The following is a 20,455-nucleotide window of genomic DNA, read 5'->3' as shown; positions in this document are numbered from 1 at the left end:
ATCGCACGAAGAAAAAGCGGTAGCTTTTTCGAGGAGGCCATACGCCGCTGAACAGGGCGCTTGCGCTTTTCTTATTATTATTATAACAAAATACCATTATGAAAGGATTTGGAAATTCCATGGAATTTTGTTTTTATACAACAAAAAACAGCCCGGCACAAAGGTCCGGGCTGTTGTCATTAGTTTTTTTATAATTACTTTTTAGTTACGTTAGCAGCTTGTGGTCCACGAGCTCCTTCAACTACTTCGAAAGATACTTCTTGACCTTCTTCTAAAGTTTTGAAACCTTCTGTTTGGATGGCAGAATAATGTACAAATACATCGTTTCCGTCTTCAGCTTCGATGAATCCGAAACCTTTTTCTGAGTTAAACCATTTTACTTTACCGTTTTTCATGTAAAAAAATCCTCCTATTGGCTTATAAACGTAAGCCATGTGTAAATTCACCAAATTACAACGTGATAGCTTTACCTTCATTTCCTTATCCAAAAATCGGTTAAAACTTTGAACAAGCTAGTAAAATATAAATCTAATCTCGTGCAACGGCTGATTAAAATTTATCATATTTTTTGCCAAATTGTCAAGGAAGGAAAACACGACAAAAGCCTACAGAATTCTACATTTCCACCCTATTTCGAGAGGGGATTACCTCCTAATCACGATGCGAGAGCAGCCTTTCAAATACTATGTCGAATTTTGCAGAAAAATAATTGTCGATTAATTCAAAATTTACCGATAAATCGCTGTTAATTAATATTTATTCCTTCACCTTTCCATTTTGGGAAATCGAAGTTACCACGATATTCCGGTCAATTTTTCCCAACCGGCACTTTATTCCCTTAATAATGTCCTTCACTAGTAATTCTAAGCCGATATAGGTTAACGATGGAAAATCAGCAAACAGCTTTTTAACCTCCCACTTCAGTTCATTCTTCCCACAAATACTGTGGCGGTTGATTTGATCTATTTCATCTTTTATTTTTGCCATCTCCGTCTTTTGTTCATCTTGCGGCAGAAGTGCCAGTTCATCGAGCCGCTTAAGGAATTCGACTGATTTTTCAATTTTAACGGCCACCTCATCATAAACATCCTTCGTTACGATGTTATTTTTGTATTTAAATTCATTTAATTTTAGGGCGGAATCGTAGGTGGCTCTAACAATGTCCTCTCTGGTCATTTTTTTCGTTTCATAGCTGAGCATATTTTTCCATGATGGCTGTTTCATTGCCGCCCGGAAATCTTCAAGCTTAAAGCAGAATTTTTTATAACCAAATGTTTCCGGGTGTTCAAATGCCGGACTGCCGGGATCGAGAAATGGCGAAAGCGGCGCAACAAAATACGAAATACGCAAATCTTCACCACACTCTTTGTGAATAATTTCACAAAAATCAACATTCCGCATTGCACTATCATAATCTTGGTTAGGTATCCCCGTCATAAAGAATAAATCAATCTTAGCACAATCATGTTTTAAGGCATATTGGAGCATTTCGATTACTTTAACATTTGTACATGGAAGCTTGCCATTATATTTACGAATATCTTCATCGGCCGATTCAAGCGTTAGCTCAATACTATATTTAGGCATGGCCTTGTTTAAGCGCTTAAAAAATTCTTCATCTGCATAATTAAACAATTCAAAGACAATTTCGTTCTTCAAGTCCATTTTTTCTAAACCGGTTAAGAATTCATCCACATACTCTTTGCCGCCCTGCCTAATATCATTTAAAAGGAAAATCGGTGCCCGGGTGAAGCGTTGAATTAACGCGATATCCTCCAGCATTTTCTTCGGCGAGCGCATCACCAGTTTTTTTCGATTACAGTTAAGCTCGTAGGCATCTTTAGAGCCGCCGCAAATTAAACAATTATACGTACAGCCTTTTGAAGTTAGGATGGCCGTATTTGGGTATTGGAGCCACCCCTTGTAAGGCAATGGGTCTAATAGATTAAAATACTTAAAGACAGAGCGAATGATATAACGGTAGCCCGGTAAATTAAACTCATCCAGACTGTCAGGCACATAGGTCATCGCGTTATAATGGCAGGAATCGCCGCGTTTCCAAGTTAAATTTGGTATATCGAAAAAACTGTCATTAGATTTATTTTCAAGCTTATTCAAGAGCATTAGAATTAGCTTTTCAGTTGTATCGCCGCGGACAACAAAATTGATCCAAGGATACTCAATTAATTCCTTATGAAAATAAGTGCTGGAAAGTCCGCCAAACATAACGGGTGTATTTGGGTGATACTTCTTGATGATTTTTGCTAATTCCACGCTGCCATGGGCATGCGGAAGCCAGTGAAGATCAATGCCAAACGCCTTTGTCTTGATTTTTCTGATTTTCTTTTCAACGTCAAAATTGGGATTTAACAGCATACGATTAGCGATATTGATGATCTTCACTTTTAGCCCAAAGCGTTCCAGATAGTCTCCAATGCTTGTTAACCCAATTGGGTACATTTCAAATACAGGTGAAGACGGAACGACATCGCTAATTGGGCCGGTAAACAGCATCTCTTTGCGGAAATCATATACCGTAGGCGGATGAAGCAAGACCAAATCATACATATTCAATCACCTTCCTAATATTTCTATCTAGTACTATTACCTTAATAGTAATCTAATTTTTAGAGAATGGCCGGACAAAATATTACAAATTAACGATAATTACCAAAATATTACAATAAACACTTTTTCACGATAAAAATAGAAAAAACCGAAGAATTTAATTCTTCGGGGCTGCCGTCAACTCATCATCGTCTTTAAACTTATCCAATATCGTGATGGTATCCACGAGATGATTGTTAAAAATTTGCCTTGCTACGGCTAACAATTCAATAATCATCGGGTCCTTTAATGTGTAGATGACTTTATTTCCTTCTTTCGTTCCTGTGACAATATTCTTCGCTCTTAGAATCGTAAGCTGCTGAGAAACTGCCGACCCCTCACTGCCAACAAGGGTTTGAATTTCATTTACATTCTTATCCCCTTCTGCCAACAGCTCTAAAATTCGGATTCTTAATGGGTGAGCTAATGCTTTAAAAAAATCTGCTTTAAATTGCTGCATTTCCAAATTCAATTCATCATCACCTTTCTAAGAAAAGCACAAGCGCCCTGGTCAGCCCCGACAAGCACAAGACGAGCCGGACGAAAGGTTGCTTTTTAATCTTTTGGCCGGATTGGCTTGTGACCTCGAGGGGGATAGGCGCTGGAGCTAGACAATACTAATAACTAGAAAGTAGCTGTAAGCTTTTTCCTACTTCCTTCTACAGCCTCCACAGCTGAGAATTTTTTGCATTCTCTGAAAGCAAAATGTTTGCAGCCGAGGCACTTATTTTTATTAATTTGCGATAGTGCATATTGAATGGCCTCACCGGTGTGTTCAAAAAAATGTTCACTACCAATCGCTTCGTATAGGCCTGTTTTTTGTAAAACTCTTTCCGGTTGTTGATTTAAACCCGATACCAATACTATACCATTTTTCGAAAAATGGTGGATAATCCGCGCTAAATTCGCTTCTCCGGTTGTATCGATAAACGGAACTCGGCCCATTCTTAACAATAGAACTTTTGGCCGATAATTGATCGTCTTCATAATGGTTTCCTCAAATGTTAGCGCCGCTCCAAAAAATAGCGGCCCTTCCACATTAAAGATACTGATTTGTGGACAGTCATGTGTATCCGTAACCATGCCTGTCTCCACCTTTTCATGTTTCGTATCAGGGTTGGGCAATGCCTTTTTTGTAACCATCACATCACTCATCCGTTTGGCAAACAGAATCGCAGACATGATGAGACCCACTTCGACGGCCATCGTCAAGTTGACAAAAACCGTTAAGAGAAATGTAACGACTAATACAAGTGAATCGGTTGATTTTGTTTTTAAAATATGAGCGAATACTTTTCGCTCACTCATGTTCCAGGCAACTACCATGAGGATGGGTGCCATGCTTGCTAATGGAATATAGGAAGCATAAGGGGCAAAAAACAATAAGACAAGTAACACCACGACCCCATGGATGATTCCTGAAAAAGGTGAGACGGCTCCATTCTTAATGTTAGTTGCTGTCCGGGCAATCGCACCGGTCGCAGGAATTCCGCCAAATAGGGGTGTAATCATGTTGGCAATCCCCTGACCGACTAATTCCTTGTTGCTGTTATGCTTACTATTCGTCATCCCATCTGCCACAACTGCCGAAAGCAATGATTCAATACCTCCGAGCATGGCAATTATGAAGGCAGGCTTAATTAGTTTAATAATGATCTCCATATTAATGTTCGGGATATGGATATGCGGTATTGTACTTGGGATTGCACCATAAGCTGTTCCGATTGTAGCTACCTGAGTTGGAAAAAACAGTGTGGCAACTAGGGTTGAAACAATGAGGCCAATAAGCGGCCCCGGAACTTTTGGCGCAATTTTCGGTGTCAGGATCACGGTTACTAAACAAATGGCTGCTGTTAACACACTATAAATGCTGGTTGTGTTCAGGTGGATGACAATCTCCTGAATATTCCTTATAAATTCCTCATGCTTCTTTATTCCCTCTAACCCTAGGAAACTAGCTAACTGACCGGTAAAAATAGTGACAGCTATTCCGGTGGTAAACCCGATTGTGACAGGTCTAGGGATATATTTAATCAAGGAACCTAGTTTAAAAATCCCCATTAACATTAGAATAATGCCCGCCATAAAACCGGCAATAAGTAAATTTTCATAGCCGTAGGTCATGACAATCCCAAACAAAATTGGAATGAATGCCCCGGTTGGCCCGCCAATTTGATACTTTGAGCCGCCAAATAACGAGATGAGAATCCCGGCAACAATGGTCGTATAGATTCCATACTCTGGCTTCACCCCTGAAGCAATCGCGAATGCCATTCCAAGAGGAATCGCGATGACCCCAACAATCACCCCTGCAAGGAGATCCTTTGGCAAACTATTTAAGGAATAGTGATGGAACCTTTTGTCAGTAAACATATTCACCCTTCTTATCTTTTTGTTATTGTATATCTGATTATTTGAATATACGATAATAATGAATAACAGGCAAGTGTTTTCTTCAATAATAATTCTCTTGTATTTTATATTGAGATCGTGTTATAATAACCAAGCGATGAGCTGAGTTGTGTAAGTCGAGAAACATTCCTTAATGGAGCGCACTATGTGGAGTGTGGTTTTTCGCCTCAATACGCAAAGACGTCTGTTTATACAGACGTCTTTTTTATTTTCAAACAAAGCGAAATCAACATTCAGTTATAAAAAGCCAATCTGAAACAAAAAACCGAGCATCAAAATGAGCTCGGCTTAAAGCTTCTGAACAAATTCAAATAATCCGCGTCTAGCAGTGGAGCGGGCTTCAGCCCGTGCACCCTTTTTCTGCTTTTGTTTCTTCTTGACAACCTGGAAACCATCTAAGTTCTCTTCCAATTCCTTCTTAATAAAATTGATGATCACTATCACAACAAAGTACCCAATGACTGGACTCAAGATGGCCCATGGAGCCCGGATAATTTCGCTAAAATTCTGCCCAATTAAACCTGCCCATTCATTGGATAAGGATGCCGGCTTTTCTGGAGAATCATAGCCAAAAACCCCTGCCCTGTTCCGTCCCCCCAGAAACATGCCAAATAGACCAAGCTGCATCGTAATATGGAGAGTACTAATAATCTGCTGAACAGTAAATAAAATACCATAAGAGCCAATATAGGGACGCAAATGTTTCCTTACAATATGAAGTCTGCCTGCCCCCATTAAGAATGAGCTTTGCACAAATGACGTTTTTATTAATTCATCCGTTACATCTGATGCGAATAGGGTAACCGATGGAAAGCCAATAAAAACGAGAATCATAATTTGATAGGTGACAATCATAGATACGGGCGCATCAGAAAAATTTCCGACAATCGGGAGCATTAAAATAATCCCTAGAAGAATCGATGGTATATAGCGAAAAGTTAAAAAAAAGTCCTTAAAATAACTTTTTAAAAAGGGAGCCCAAAGGGACAGAATGATTCCGAAAATCCCGCCTAGAAGCACTCTTAAGACAGCTACTCCAAAAGCCGTTATTAACGTAAATTGGGCTCCATAAAGTAATAGCCAGTGTATATCCTCGCCATTTCGATTGGTTCCCAGTAAATGATTTTCCGAAGGAGGAAACGGTGCCCGGCCAATAACTGTGCCTTGATCATCTTTCACTAAAACCTGATGATTAAAATCCTTTGGTCCGTAATAAGGATATAAAATACTCATTACTAGCAGGAGAAGGAGTAAGGATGAACCAATGATTGTCTTTCTATATTTTCTCATATACTCACTGCCTCTTTCCCTTTGATAAATTTAGAGATGAACCATGCCAATGCTTCCATAACCAGGAGCGGAATGGCTAACATCAATAAACAAGCTACTAGTGACGCGAAATCTCCGCCCATAAACAGGAGCTTTAGAAATTGCTGTGTAAAGCCATTAATGTTAAACACGTATTCAACAAGATAAATATTCGATAATAAAACCCACACAATTGTTCGCAGCTGCAATATTAAAAGTGGAAAAATGTTTCTCATAATATGTACAAGTAATATACTTAAACGACCAATTCCTTTTGCTTTCGCGTAAAGTACATATTGCTGATTTTGTTCTTCAGTTATGACTTTTACAAGGAACTGTAGCAATAAGAACAGCGGGAGAAACGAAACTGTCATGATTGGAACAAAATACGGTTTATTACCAAATACCCCATAAAGCTGTAAAAACTTTAATCCCGTTGTTTTATATAGGGTGATTACAAATAACATAAACAAAAGAATCACTAGTAAATCTGGCACGGCCTCAAAAAAATTAATGCCGTTTTTTAAGCGATTGCTTACTTTTTCCGGTGTTAGCATAATCAAAATAGAGATGACTATGGCTAGGAAAATGATAACGATAAGGCTCCCACCAAGAATCGTCATCGTGTACTGATAACTATTGGTTATGTCTAATTCCTTAAATAACTCTAGGTAGCTGCTATCATTCATTTGGATTAACGATTGAAAATTAAACTTAAGACCGTCCCAAAAGCTCCTAAAATCGACTAGAACTGTATCCTCCGCGCTCCCAAAAACCAATGGTAACGTGAAAATAAATAGGAAACCAAAAAGGATCAAAATTATTCTAATAAGCGAGCGTAATAAACGTTTCATCTCATCCCCCACGATTTACAAAAAAATTAGTCCTCTCTCTTTTTACCATTTAATTAGTATTTTTGCAATATTCCTAATTTAAAACCCAAACCTATTCTCTTAAAATCTAAAAGGCCTGCCATTTTAGCGGCATGCCTGATTGCTATGATAAATTTTCAATCATGTAAAAAATCGAATTTCCCTGTGTGAGTTTGTGCAGCTGGAAGCGGTTTTTCCTTCTTTCTTTTTCGTTTCGTTTTCATCAATTGTACCCCAAGAATATTATTCTCAAGTTCTTTTTTTATCATATTGATAATTAAAATAAGCACGAAAAAGCCCAATAAAGGAGCGAAAACGATCCAAGGCATCTGGGTAAACTCGGTAAAATTCTGCCCAATTAACCCAGCCCATTCATAGGACATGGATGCTAGCTTGGGCCTTCCATAGGGATCATCATATCCAAAAATCCCAGCCCGATTGGCCCCGCCAAGAAAAAGTTCAAAAATACTAAGCTGCATGATGATTTGCAGCGTACTTAAAATCTGCTGAACGGTAAATAAAATACCGTAGGAGCGCATATATGGCAGCAATTGCCGTTTTATTATATGGAAATTCCCTGCCCCCATTAAATAGGAGCTTTGAACAAATGAAGTTTTCAATAATTCATCTGTAATATCTGCTGCAAAAACAGTAACTGATGGGAATCCAATAAAAACTAAAATAATCAATTGATAGGTAACAATGGAGGATATGGCAACATCATCAGGGAACTTAATCGGTATCATCAATATAATCGCAATTAAGATGGACGGAATATAACGCATCGTTAGGAAAAAGTCTTTAAAATACCTTTTTAAAAATGGCGCCCAAAGTGAAATAATTATCCCAACAATCCCACCAAAAATGACTCTTAGAACGGCAACGCTAAAAGCGGCGATTAACGTAAATTTCACACCATAGAGCAAAACCCAATGAACATCCTCGCCATTACGCGTGGTTCCAAGCCAATGTTCTTCTGATGGAGGAAACGGAGCCCTATCGATTACTCGACCATTTTCATCGTGGATCAATACTTTCTGATTAAAATCAGCCGGACCGTATAATGGGTATAAACAACTCATCAATAATATAATGAGCAGCAAGGAAGAGCCGATGATTGTCTTCTTATAACGCCTCATAAACTAACCGCCTCCGTCCCTTTAATCCGTTTTGAAACCAACCATCCTGCCGCCTCAATTACCAGCAGCGGGAGGGATAGCATCAATAGACAGGCAACAAGCGATGCAAAATCTCCGCCTTGATAAATAATAATCACAAACTGCTTCGTAAACCCGTTAATATTAAACATGTGTTCGACCAAATAAATATTCGATAACAATACCCAAATAACGGTTCTTAATTGTAAAACGATTAACGGTAAAATATTTCGAATCATATGTATGAGTAAGGTTCTTAATCGGCCTATTCCCTTGGCTTTCACATACAGAACGTAAAGCTGATTTTGTTCCTCGGTAATCACTTGAATTAGAAATTGTAACAGTAAGAACAGCGGCAGGAAAGAAACTGTAATTATTGGAATAAAATACGGTTTCACCCCAAAGACTCCGTAAAGCCGTAAAAACTTGAATCCCGTAGCTTTATAAAGGGAAATAACAAAGAACTGAAACAAAAAAATAATCAGTAAATCAGGGACAGCCTCGAAAAAATTGACACCATTTTTCAAGTAAATTCTTATCTTTTCCGGCGCTATCATTATCAAAACCATTGTAACCATCGCAATTAGAATGATGCCCGTAAGGCTAATAAGCAGGATGGACATTGTATACTGATAGCTTCCTGTTATATCCAGTTGTTTAAATAAGCTTAAATACATGTCATCCTTTATTTGAAATAGAAATTGAAGGTTGTTCTTTACAACCTCCCAAAACTGATCGAAATGAATTTCTACCGAATCCACTCCGATTCCCAATATTAAAGGAAGATTAAAAATAAAGAGAAACCCGGATAGGACCAAAGCTGATCTAAAAAGTGCACTTAACAACCGTTTCATTTTACACCCCCACAAAAAATGTCATTTTACTATCACTCTTCCCCCACTTTCATTGTAATCTGTATCAAAAAGGGAATTTCACCATCACTTTTCCCCCTCACTCTTTGTAATCTGCCTTTGCTAATATTCTCAATTTTATTAGACGAAAACCAAGGAAATTAGTTTCACAAAATGGAAAAAGCATGCAAATTACCTGCATGCTTTTACTTTCCTAATTTAGTTGGAGATCCTTTAATTTATCCGTTACTTCCGCTCGTTTTAGATTATACGATTGCCAAGCATGGCTCTCTGATTGGGCTTCCTCCTGCCGCTCAAGCAAAATCGTATGTAACTCTGGGATATTCCTATCCCTTTCATACAATTCAATTAATCCAAGTACACCAGTTGACGACAATTGGTTAAGGTAGTGAACATCAATTTTCCCGCTGACCTCATAACGATTGATATTTTCTTTGACCACAATTTTATCCAAATCAATGACTGTGATCGTTGTAAAATATAGTAATGAAGAAATGAAATAGAAATGCAGTAATGACAGCTTCTCAATCCAAATTTTCACCAATGTATACGTAAAGATGACCGCTAGGAAAATCATAAAGGAATGGACGAGCACTCTGATGAAAGAAAAGCCATACGCATCCTCATACAAACTTAACCGTAAAAAGGCAGAGCTTAACATCACCGAACTTGCCAGAACGAGAACCGTAAGCATGACTTGTGTCAATCGTTTCATGATGCCAGTTGTACGATTTACAAATGTAAGTACAGTAACGGTTATCGACAAATTGATGAGTGTGACAAATAAAAGTTCAAAGAATCCTTTGCGCGCGTATTCTGCATAAGTAAAGTCTCCTTGCAAGGTTCCGCTGAAGAAATACTTAAACTGGACAAGTGTAAATAATACATAAACAACATTGATTAAAATTAACACGGTTATTGTGATAATAGCATCGAGCTGGATCACTTGCTGATCTGTTTGCTGCTTGATGACCTTTATTTGCTTTTTAATCAGCACCTGCATGAAGCCAAAGAAGACTGCAGTACAGAAGAGGATTATGATAAACCGGATAATCCCTTCCGCATCAAAAATACGGAACCAATCTGGGATATTGCCAATCATTCGTTCAAACTGTGTATCTGCTGACATTAGCAATCTTAAGACGATTAACAACACGGGAACGGAAATTAATACACCAATCATTACCTTTTTCCAGATGATTAATTTATCCTCAGCCACCCCTTGCTTTAAACTTTTTCCAAACAGTCCAGTAAATGCGGCATTATATTTAATAGCGTCTAAAAGCCTGGTAAAAAAATAGCTGACAAATGATGACTGGTTCCATTTAAAGTTTTTCGGACTCGTGACTAAGACAAGATGAAATAGAACTAAGCCAGGAATCACCAAAATATTAAGAGCGTAAAAAAACAGATTTTCATTTAAGAAATAGCTTGCCGAGAGCAGCCATATACAGCAAAGAACCAAGTACCCGATTCGCTGATGGGAAAAGGGAAAGCGCCGATATCGCCACATAAATACAGAGTAGAATGCTAAAATAAATACGAAATACGAGATCCCAATTCTATCACGAAAAAATGATTCCTCCGCTAAAATTCCCAGCAGCAGGCATCCAACTAAAAAGAGCCAATCAGATTTCCCAATTTTCATTTCCATATACATCCCTCTTTATTGTAGAATTTCTATATATATAGTATTACTAGGTATATTTGCAAAAAAACTGCCTATATCGAAGCTTTCCGCCCCCAGCGGTATCCAATCCAGGTTACTGGGTATAGGATACCCGTAAAAATGATACAAGCAATGATAAACGTTTTGGTTAATAACGGAGCGAACCACGAATGAGGTATAATTTGAAAAACGGTTAGGATCATTAACACCACATTCGGGATGAGCGCAAGTAAAAATGTCCTTCTTAGCAGCTTTCTCCCGCTGTGCCCAAACCCTTTGCCGATTTCGTACCCAAGTAGTGCCCAAAAGAATAAATACAAAAAGGCAATTAGGGTGGGAATCGCTGTTAACCTGTTCCAAATGGCCGACAGCCACTCCCATTGATAAAGATTATGAGCGAGTGTTAATAAACTGCCTCCTCCAAAAAGAAGGATATTAAGCAGAATAAACAGCCACTTCATGTTGCTCGGTGTAGCAGTCAGCTCTTCTTTCCACATAGCGGTAATTTCTTCCGGGCTTCCAAGTCTTGTGAAGATTCTGTCTGTAACCTCCGCTTCGTTCGTACAATCATAGGATTCAATGATAATTTCGTCGATATGCGACTCATACTCAAGAAGGATACATTCTTTATCGGGATGATTTCCAAGCCCGTTTGCCAATTCTTCCAAAAACCTATTCTTCGGCCGTTCCATGCTTTGATCTCCCTATCACCTTGTTCATCACTTGAACAAAGTCCCGCCATTCACGTGTTTTTTCGTCTAATAATTCTTTCCCTGCCAAGGTAATCCGGTAATATTTGCGCGCCGGACCTTTCTCCTGTTCCTGCCAGTAACATTCGATATACTCTTGCTTTTCGAGTTTATGGAGTGCAGGATACAATGTACCCTCTTTCACGCTCAAGCCATTGTCACTGCGCTTCTCTAATTCTTTGACTAATTCATAACCATACATATCCCGCTCATTTAATAATTGCAGCAGGATTAATGATGTACTTCCTTTTACCAATTCACGATTAAACATCTTCTCACCTACCTAGAAATATTAGGTACATAGAAATTCTACACCGTCATAATTATTTTGTAAAGTCTTTTGAAAAAAATAGTGACGATTTTGGAATCGCCACTGCTGTTGGTATACTATTTCATTTTTAAATTGTCTTTCTGACGCTCAATGTATTGATCCCGTTCGCCGCCGTCAGATAATTCCTCAGAAAACTCATGTTTTGCCTCTTCCCCTACTAATTCGCCAGTCTTGATTGTCTTCGGTGCTAAATTATTATTTGGGGCAGATTGCGCATTCCATTTACCCATCCATATCACCTCTTTTTGTCTTAGTATTTGGGGGTTTCTAAGAGATTATCCTCTTAAAAAAATTCTAATTATTCTCACAAAATCAGCGATTTTTTCATAAAATATATTATTATCCAATAGTAATTGAATGAAAAAGCAGAATTATTTATCCCCTTAATAGACCGAAATGAAATAGAACCAAACAAGTATAATAATTCCATTTTATTATCATACTAAGAAAAAACGATGAGGTGAAGAAAATGGGACTACTCAACTCATTTAATCAATGGAAAGAAACAAGGTATCAAAATCATATCTCGACAATGAAAGACCAAGGCAAATGTCCTGATTGTCAAGGTCGGGGCTATACCGTGTACCCTTATAATGAATTTGCTTACTTTAATTCGTTCGAATGTCCGAGTTGTCATGGCAGCGGCCATTACACGGATTGGGAGGAAATGCAATAAAAATAAAAAGGACTTGTATCATTTTATTATGACACATGTCCTTTTTTATCTACCTAATTTTATCCACGCTTCTTAATTACGCTCTGATATGTTTTTGATGTTCTTACTTCGACGGTAAGTGATCCTTTTTTGACAATAGCCTTTAAGAGGACCGGTACGCCAGTTGTGTTTTTAAATCTAAAATCGGGGCCCCCATAGGAGACCGTTGCGTCTCTTCCAGTAGGAACATAGCCTACATGGAGCGAGTGGTTATGTTTTTCAATATAACCAACTGCTAATTGATCAATCGCATTATACAAGGTAGACGAGGTCTGGCAAATTCCGCCTCCAATCCCCTCTACTAATTTTCCCTCAACGGCTTCCGGAGCGGGTTGATACCCGTGTTCTGCATCACTGGGTCCTACTGTTGTATTAAACGAGAAAGAGTCCTGGTTGCCGAGAATTACATTATTAATGGCCTCTGCTGATAAGGCGATATTTTTAGTTCTTCCGGCTACACTGCCATTAAAATAGGTGGTAAAGGAAGCAACAATAACCTCTCCCAAACTGGCTGCCTCCTCAGGGTTATATCCACTTGCTGTAACATAAAGTGGAATTTCTACATTTCCGCCTTTTTCGGAGGCTTGAAATACGTTTTCGATTAACTCGGCTTCGTCAAGTATCGTTTGCGGAGTCCCTTTTACAACCTGATCATTTGCATCGAGCTTATCAAGAATCATCCGCTTGTCATATCCGGGTGATTCTTTAGTCCCCCTAGCAAGTTCCTTTGCCCATTTGCCGATTTCGGCTTTATACTTTTCAGCATCGATGCCATACCCAAAGTCCTTCGGTGTAAAAGTTTTCATAACATCCTTTGTATTTGGATCGATAATATTAACAATAACCGGCTTCTCTTCCTCTTTTTTCTTCGCTCTCTCCTTCTTTTCTGCCTTCTTCGGGTGCAATTCCGATGCTTTTACTTGCTGTTCTTTGGTCGTCTGATCAGAACAGCCGCTTAAACCTATTAAACTACCTACCAACAATAATGAAATTGCCCAAGTAAACTTTGCCATTTTCTCCAAACTAGTCCCCTTTTACTGTTAACCTTATTTTTCCTTTTATTCTTTTAGACGTCTTCGCATGGAGTTTAGTTTCATTGATAACCTAATCTATTCCACTTTTATTTCCATTTTCCTGCAAAAAATTCCAAACTAGTATTTTAGATTTATTATATTACTTTAAATTTGTTTACTAAAGAGTTTTTTGGAAAATGAACGATACTTAACAATGAATAAAAAGTTTGATTTCGTACATAGTATATGTATGTTTGTTTCATTTTTTGGGGGTGTCGAAAATTGTCTGTTTTTGTATACCAGACGTTTGTGATTAAGCAAGGGAAATTTAAAGAGGGAATAGAAAATTTAAAAGAGATTAAAAAATTCAGAAATGAACATTATGCTCATAAGGTCGAAATATTAGCACCCGTTTCCGGTAAAGACCACACCTATGCGCTGCTTTCTACTTATGAAGGATTAGCAGAAATGGAATTACAGAATAAAAGGATGTTCGACGATGAAGAATACCTAAAACTGATTGGAGATTTTTTTCTCGAAAATATTGCTGAAGGAAGTATGTATACGCAAATTCACCGATCCATTTAAGCAATGAATTTATAGGACATACCTTGGATTAGGATGCCCTATAAATTCTTTTTTTTCGTTATTTGATTAATCTCTTTCCAAAAGTGAGGCACCGGCAATTCCCGGTTTGGTCATTTCATAGATATTTAAAATTAGGTCTAGCTCTTCTGCAGATAATACATCATACTTCAAGCAAAGTTCTCGAACAGATTTTCCGGTCACAGTTGCCTCTTTGGCAATCCGTGCCGCCACTTCGTAACCTAAATGCGGATTTACGGCCGTGATGATGCCAACACTTTTTTCTACATATTCTAATAACCGGGCTTCATTTGCTTCAATCCCGGAGAGACAATGGTCAGTAAATGAGCGGAATCCGTTATTCATAATACTAATCGATTGAAGCAAGTTAAAGACTAATACAGGCTCCATAACGTTTAATTCCAGCTGGCCTGCTTCAGAAGCGAGGCAAATGGTATGATCGTTTCCAATCACCTGGAAGGCTATTTGATTAATAAGTTCCGGCATGACTGGGTTCACTTTACCCGGCATAATCGAAGAACCGGGCTGACGAGCCGGCAGAGTAATCTCAGCTAGCCCTGCACGAGGACCCGAAGCCATCAGCCTAAGGTCATTAGCTATTTTCGACATGTTCATCATACAAACTTTCAATGCCGCAGAAACTTCGGTATAGGCATCCGTGTTTTGCGTAGCATCAACAAGATGCTCGGCATTGACCAATGGTAATCCACTTATTTGTGCAAGATGTTCAACGACATCTTTAATATATTTGGGGTCTGCATTTAATCCAGTCCCAACGGCTGTGGCTCCCATATTGACTTCGAACAAATGACCTTGTGAGTGTTGAATCCGTTTCATATCCCGTTCCAGCACGCGGCTGTAAGCCTCAAATTCCTGGCCAAGTCGAATTGGCACCGCATCTTGAAGATGGGTGCGCCCCATTTTGATAACGTTTTCAAACTGCTTTGCCTTAGCTTTAAAAACCTGATGCATATCTTTCATCGTCTTAAGCAATTTTTCAAGGAGCTTTAATGTGGCAATATGTATGGCTGTAGGAAACACATCATTTGTCGATTGCGACATATTAACATGACTATTTGGACTTAAATGCATATAAGCGCCTTTTTCGTGTCCGAGCAATTCAAGGGCACGGTTCGCAATCACTTCATTTGCATTCATATTCATCGATGTCCCTGCTCCGCCTTGGATGGGGTCAACAATGAATTGATCATGCCACTTTCCTTCGATAATTTCTTCGGCTGCTTGACACATAACATTTCCAAGACCGCTGTACAACCGCTTCGTATTCATATTTGCAATCGCAGCCGCTTTTTTAACCATTGCCAGCGCCATGATTAACTCTTCGTTAATGCGATAACCTGTAATCGGAAAATTTTCAACTGCCCTCAAGGTCTGTATACCATAATAGGCATCAATTGGTATCTCTTTTTCCCCTAAAAAATCTTGTTCAATTCTTGTTGCGTCCATAAGCATCTGACAACACTCCTATTATAGAAACGATTTTACTTCCCTCAGAAATCATAACAGCTTATTCAATTCCTGTCTCCCATTTGCACTATTATTTCAATAATAATACAAAAAACCAATCAACTTAAGCTAAAAGACACTTTTTCCTTTGGCAATTATTACTAAAGGATGCAAAAATTACAGCACATTACTGTTAAGAAATAAATGCAAACTATTATTATTAAACATATGGTGTCAGGCACCGTAAATTATCTTTTCTTCCCCATCGGCAAATGGTATGATATTGTCCGAGATTACTATAATTCAAGGATGGATAAAATGCAGAAACTACAATATTTTGCTCTTATTTTCACATTACTATTATCCGGCTGCAGTTTGAAGGAAGTAAATGCAAGCACCCATAAAGTAGACATGCCTGCAGCAAATTCAAAAGTAACGATGAAAATGAGCAAGGTTTCGCCACAAATTAAAAAAATTCCCGTATTTGAGCCCCAAGCAACTATTGCGATTAGTCCGATTGCTTTTGATTCTACTCATGCTGTCCTTTCAACAGTAGGTAGAAAAAATGATGTTTCCAAAATTAATTACCATATTTGGTGCACTGCAGATGGTAAAAAAGGTATAAAGATGTTCACAGCTACTCAAAAAGAAAATGACTTTCCATTCTTATTTGATATAAAGGAATTTTCCGGATCTCGGGGTGAGTATCAGATTGAGGCATACGAGGTAACTGAAGATGGATCTCAAATCCTGCTTGCAAAATCAACTTTGACGTTTCAACAGCGTGTACCCATTCTAATGTATCATGCGATTGATGAATATAAAGGGGTGGGGTTAAAGGATTTATTCGTTACCCCCGCTAATTTTGAAGCGCAAATGAGCTATTTAAAGGATAAGGATTACACTCTTCTTACATTTGAACGCTGGGATGAAGTCAATAAAGTAAATAAACCGATACTTGTCACTTTCGATGACGGCATGAAAAACAACTTAAATGCCTTTCGAATTCTTCAAGAATTGAAAGATGATCAGTTTCAGCCTACAGCTACTGAATATGTTATCGCAGGCTCGATTGACAGCAGTCCCTCCCGTCTGTCAACGGAGGATATAAAAGAAATGGTGAATTCAGGGATTTTCTCAATCCAATCCCACACGATGTCACATGCAGATCTGCCAGAAATAACGAATTACGAACAAGAATTGAATGCTGCAAAGGAAAAAATCGAGCAAATTACTGGTAAGCCTGTAATTGCGATTGCCTACCCATTTGGCCATTTCAATGATCAGGTCGTTGAGGAAACGAAAAAGTATTACAAATTTGCAACTACAACTAAGCCAGGGCAATTTATCGAAAAAGGCGAAACCGATGAATTCATGCGCATGCGCCGAGTGCGAATATCCAACTCCACAACCATCAATCAATTCGCCGCTATGGTTGAACCTAGGTAGGAACTTTGTAAAAGGTGACTGATAGAGTCACCTTTTTTCTGTGAATATTTTGGCGATTACCAATAGAACTTATATTGGTGACCACTTTTTCTTTTTTGGGGACGTTTCGGTCACCAATAGAATCGTAATTTTCTTAAAGCTTCTTTTCAAAATTCTTAAGCCATTTTTTTTGCCTCGCACTGCATATCAGATAGGAAATGACTGAAATCCCAACGATGCCTGCAGAGATTTGTAATATTAGCGGATCATTCATATAGAGTCCGAAAAAGCCGCCTGCCATTCCTAGGACACCCAAGAAAAACGACTGCTTTTTTTGATTTTCAAAAATTGAAAAATAAAACTCACTTTGATGCTGCCTTTCTTTTTGCTCAAGGAGTCTTTTTGGAGTTTTTAGTAAATCAGTAATAGAATGGAATATTTGAAAAACAGGCTGAGCTTGGACCCATTTCACTAGTAGCTTCCATTTATTTTGATTACCTTGTTTTAACCAATCGATAAACGCAGGTTTTGCAATCTCCAAAAATTCTTGATTCGGGTTAATGGTATGGAGCATCCCCTCAACGGTAACAAATGAACGTCCCAAGAAAACAAACCGTGTTGGCACTTGGATTGGCAGCGATTTAATCATCTCGTTAACATCCCTTTTCACTTGAAAAAGATCCATTTCTTTCAACTGGTTAAAATCAATTGAAAGGGCTTCTTTAAGTAATGGTTCTATCGTTTTTGAGTTTGCATCTGGAAGAAAAAAGCCCAAATCCATCAATACTTTTACGGCCATAGAATAATTTTTTGCAAATATTGATTGGATTAAATCTTGAAAATTCATAGCATCCTTCTTAGAAATTTCTCCCACCATCCCAAAATCAAGCAGGACAAGGGTGCCATCCGACTTTATCATGACATTTCCTGCATGTGGGTCCGCATGAAAAACCCCTGCTTCTACCCATTGAGGAATGAATAATCGAAATAACCGCTGTGATAATTCTACCCTGTCAATCGAATAGCGCTCTAAAAAATCCACCTCGGTAATTCTAGCCGCATCAACCCATTCCAATACCATCACCTTTGATGTACAAAGTTCAGGATACACCTTGGGGATATGAAGCTTGGGAAAGGCCTGAAACCGCTGCCGGAAATGGATAACAGCTTCCATTTCTTTCATAAAATCTACTTCTCGTTCAATCACCGTTTTTAACTCTTGGTACAACAGTTTAAAATTGATAAACCCTTTAGGAACAGGTGCAAAGTGATCCGCAAACCAAATAATAATGGCCAATGAACGAAAATCAGTTTGGATAATTGACCGGATTTCTGGACGCTGCACCTTTACCGCTACTGTGGTTCCGTCCTTTAATTTGCCGCGGTAAACTTCTCCAATGGAAGCGGAAGCCACTGCTTTTGCGTCAATTGAAGCCAGTATGTCTTCAATTGGCCCTCCCCATTCCCTTTCCAATTCGAGGCTAATTTCTTCCCAAGGAGAGGCCGGTACTTGGTCAACTAAATCCTGAATTTGATTAATAAAACTAGCTGGAAGCAAATCGGCCCGAATACTTAAAAATTGCCCAACTTTGATTAATAATCCCTCTAACTCAAATAAAGTTTGACGAAATTCCTGACCAATTTTACCCCATAGTTTTTCCCGTTCCGATTGTGATTTTTTTAAAATTCGATACCAATACACTCGAATAAAAGCTGAAAACGCAAAAGACAATATTCTCCACATTCGTAACCACTTGCGCTTATTTCTCATCACATAGCCCCCTGTAGGATCCTTAATGAATAAATGGAAAACATTATGAAAAAACTAATCATATACATACATTAATATGACAAGGGGGTTTTTTCAATGGATAAGGAGATGTCTTATGGAAGTGATTATCGATTTATCCCCGCCACTTCCATTGGGAGTGGTGTAGGGATGAATGTCCTCGCTGATCTATACTGCCATACGATTCAGATTGTCAATATTTGTTTAGTCGGGAACCCTGATACGAAAGAATTTGTTTTGGTTGATGCTGGTATGCCCGGATCAGCCGATGAAATTATCTCCGTTACGGAAGAACGCTTTGGAACTCATTGCCACCCGAAAGCGATTATCCTGACGCATGGCCACTTTGATCATGTTGGGGCAATTATCGAGTTGGTGGAACATTGGCAAATCCCTGTTTATGCTCACGAATTGGAATTGCCGTTTCTAACAGGGGAAAAAAGTTACCCTGAACCAGATTCAACCGTAGAAGGCGGAATGGTCGCAAAAATGTCGCCACTCTTTCCTAATGAACCAATCAATTTAGGAAATCATGTAAATCAACTTCCTCACGACGGAAGCATTCCTCACATGCCCGGGTACAAATGGATTCATACACCAGGCCACTCACCTGGACACGTTTCTTTTTTTAGAGAAGAAGACAGTGCACTAATTGTTGGCGATGCCTTTGTAACAGTTAAACAGGACTCATTGTATAAGGTCTTGACCCAGCAGCAAGAAATGAACGGTCCTCCGCGATACCTTACGACAGACTGGCAGACAGCATGGGAATCAGTAAAAAAACTAGAAGCGCTTAATCCTGCCGTTGCCGTAACGGGACATGGCTTACCGATATCAGGAGAACCATTAACAACTGGCTTAAGAAAGCTGGTAAATGAATTTGAGTGGATTGCCATTCCAGATTACGGGAAATATGTAGACGGAAATTTGCACTAGCATGATCGCGGTAATTTGTGCTACTAATTCGTTTATGCGGCCTCCACCTCTTTTCAATCAAAAAAAGATTGCAATCATCAATTTGCAATCTTTTTCTAGAACTTCTACCATAGTTTACGATTCGTTCTTTGAATTTTCTAAAGTTACAAACCGATTAAATCGATTGTTAGAATGACAATAAGGACATTTAGCAGTAATCTCTACATCAACAATTTGTAGCTTATTATGATTGGCAAAACTCTTTTTAAGAATAACCACTTGATCGGTAACCACTTTTCCGTCATGTATTGACCGCAGTGCTTCTATTTCCTCACCACTAACGATTGCAGCATATTCAAAGTCTTTACTGCAAAGGAGACAAGGTTTTTTATCCGTAACAATCATAGTTATCGAATGAACCATCTGTAAACTCATCTTCAACCCCCCCATTCTATGGTCCTATATTTCGACAAATATGAAAGCGTTTCCTGCAAGAAAAATTAAAACATAGTCACTTTTTTTATAAATTGGCTGTGTTAAAGAAC

Annotated in this window: 19 protein-coding genes; 3 read left to right on the top strand and 16 right to left on the bottom strand. The window is 38.6% G+C overall.

Translation table 11 applies throughout. From position 1 onward, the window contains the following. Positions 1-194: 194 nt before the first annotated feature. From AA980_RS03700 to AA980_RS03640, 13 genes are all read right to left on the bottom strand, one after another. Positions 195-395 carry a cold-shock protein gene (locus tag AA980_RS03700; RefSeq protein ID WP_007083969.1) on the bottom strand — a complete coding sequence of 67 codons (201 nt, stop codon included), beginning with the start codon at positions 393-395 and terminating at the stop codon, positions 195-197. A 361-nt stretch (positions 396-756) separates the two neighbouring features. Further along, entirely contained in the window at positions 757-2,568 is a 1,812-nt protein-coding gene (locus AA980_RS03695; protein ID WP_024030018.1) for a TIGR04190 family B12-binding domain/radical SAM domain protein, read from the bottom strand. A gap of 157 nt (positions 2,569-2,725) precedes the next feature. Beyond that, a complete protein-coding gene (locus AA980_RS03690) occupies positions 2,726-3,079 on the bottom strand; it encodes an ArsR/SmtB family transcription factor (protein ID WP_024030017.1) in 354 nt (117 codons plus the stop codon). Positions 3,080-3,231: 152 nt separating this feature from the next. Further along, complete coding sequence (locus AA980_RS03685) at positions 3,232-4,980, bottom strand: SulP family inorganic anion transporter (protein ID WP_024030016.1); 1,749 nt, start codon at positions 4,978-4,980, stop codon at positions 3,232-3,234. Between the two features lie 327 nt (positions 4,981-5,307). Continuing rightward, a complete protein-coding gene (locus tag AA980_RS03680) occupies positions 5,308-6,309 on the bottom strand; it encodes an ABC transporter permease subunit (RefSeq protein ID WP_024030015.1) in 1,002 nt (333 codons plus the stop codon). Continuing rightward, positions 6,306-7,181 (bottom strand): ABC transporter permease subunit, encoded by an 876-nt coding sequence (locus AA980_RS03675; RefSeq protein ID WP_024030014.1) that lies wholly within the window; start codon positions 7,179-7,181, stop codon positions 6,306-6,308. Before AA980_RS03675 ends, AA980_RS03680 begins: the two co-directional genes overlap by 4 nt. 155 nt (positions 7,182-7,336) lie before the next feature. Next, positions 7,337-8,338: a peptide ABC transporter permease gene (locus AA980_RS03670; protein WP_024030013.1), complete on the bottom strand. Its 1,002-nt coding sequence runs from the start codon at positions 8,336-8,338 to the stop codon at positions 7,337-7,339. After that, positions 8,335-9,210, bottom strand: coding sequence for an ABC transporter permease subunit (locus tag AA980_RS03665; RefSeq protein ID WP_024030012.1), 876 nt, complete (start codon positions 9,208-9,210; stop codon positions 8,335-8,337). Before AA980_RS03665 ends, AA980_RS03670 begins: the two co-directional genes overlap by 4 nt. Before the next feature lie 211 nt (positions 9,211-9,421). Next, positions 9,422-10,882 carry a DUF4153 domain-containing protein gene (locus tag AA980_RS03660; protein WP_024030011.1) on the bottom strand — a complete coding sequence of 487 codons (1,461 nt, stop codon included), beginning with the start codon at positions 10,880-10,882 and terminating at the stop codon, positions 9,422-9,424. Between the two features lie 68 nt (positions 10,883-10,950). Beyond that, on the bottom strand, positions 10,951-11,589 hold the full coding sequence (locus AA980_RS03655; protein WP_024030010.1) for an HAAS signaling domain-containing protein: 639 nt from the start codon (positions 11,587-11,589) through the stop codon (positions 10,951-10,953). Then, the gene (locus tag AA980_RS03650) at positions 11,570-11,917 is read right to left on the bottom strand and encodes a PadR family transcriptional regulator (RefSeq protein WP_024030009.1); all 348 of its coding nucleotides are present in this window, start codon (positions 11,915-11,917) and stop codon (positions 11,570-11,572) included. The genes AA980_RS03655 and AA980_RS03650 overlap by 20 nt, the downstream gene beginning before the upstream one ends. Positions 11,918-12,033: 116 nt before the next feature. Next, complete coding sequence (locus AA980_RS27450) at positions 12,034-12,207, bottom strand: hypothetical protein (protein WP_162837336.1); 174 nt, start codon at positions 12,205-12,207, stop codon at positions 12,034-12,036. A gap of 505 nt (positions 12,208-12,712) precedes the next feature. Further along, positions 12,713-13,705 carry a VanW family protein gene (locus tag AA980_RS03640; protein ID WP_034724742.1) on the bottom strand — a complete coding sequence of 331 codons (993 nt, stop codon included), beginning with the start codon at positions 13,703-13,705 and terminating at the stop codon, positions 12,713-12,715. A 282-nt stretch (positions 13,706-13,987) separates the two neighbouring features. Between AA980_RS03640 and AA980_RS03635 the strand changes: the two genes are divergently transcribed. After that, positions 13,988-14,293: a hypothetical protein gene (locus AA980_RS03635; RefSeq protein WP_024030006.1), complete on the top strand. Its 306-nt coding sequence runs from the start codon at positions 13,988-13,990 to the stop codon at positions 14,291-14,293. A gap of 66 nt (positions 14,294-14,359) precedes the next feature. Here AA980_RS03635 and aspA read toward each other — a convergent pair whose 3' ends face one another. Continuing rightward, positions 14,360-15,784 (bottom strand): aspartate ammonia-lyase, encoded by a 1,425-nt coding sequence (aspA, locus tag AA980_RS03630; protein ID WP_024030005.1) that lies wholly within the window; start codon positions 15,782-15,784, stop codon positions 14,360-14,362. Between the two features lie 312 nt (positions 15,785-16,096). Here aspA and AA980_RS03625 point away from each other — a divergent pair, with 312 nt between their 5' ends. Next, positions 16,097-17,227: a polysaccharide deacetylase family protein gene (locus tag AA980_RS03625; RefSeq protein ID WP_024030004.1), complete on the top strand. Its 1,131-nt coding sequence runs from the start codon at positions 16,097-16,099 to the stop codon at positions 17,225-17,227. A 133-nt stretch (positions 17,228-17,360) separates the two neighbouring features. Here AA980_RS03625 and AA980_RS03620 read toward each other — a convergent pair whose 3' ends face one another. Then, positions 17,361-18,977 (bottom strand): ABC1 kinase family protein, encoded by a 1,617-nt coding sequence (locus AA980_RS03620; protein ID WP_024030003.1) that lies wholly within the window; start codon positions 18,975-18,977, stop codon positions 17,361-17,363. Between the two features lie 96 nt (positions 18,978-19,073). On the opposite strand from AA980_RS03620, the gene AA980_RS03615 reads away from it, so the two are divergent. Beyond that, on the top strand, positions 19,074-19,931 hold the full coding sequence (locus AA980_RS03615; RefSeq protein WP_024030002.1) for an MBL fold metallo-hydrolase: 858 nt from the start codon (positions 19,074-19,076) through the stop codon (positions 19,929-19,931). Between the two features lie 114 nt (positions 19,932-20,045). Here AA980_RS03615 and AA980_RS03610 read toward each other — a convergent pair whose 3' ends face one another. Beyond that, positions 20,046-20,345 carry a hypothetical protein gene (locus AA980_RS03610; RefSeq protein ID WP_024030001.1) on the bottom strand — a complete coding sequence of 100 codons (300 nt, stop codon included), beginning with the start codon at positions 20,343-20,345 and terminating at the stop codon, positions 20,046-20,048. Between the last annotated feature and the right edge of the window lie 110 nt (positions 20,346-20,455).

This window comes from Neobacillus vireti (assembly GCF_001026695.1).
GTDB lineage: Bacteria > Bacillota > Bacilli > Bacillales > Cytobacillaceae > Neobacillus > Neobacillus vireti.
This window is presented reverse-complemented; position numbering and strand designations above follow the sequence as displayed.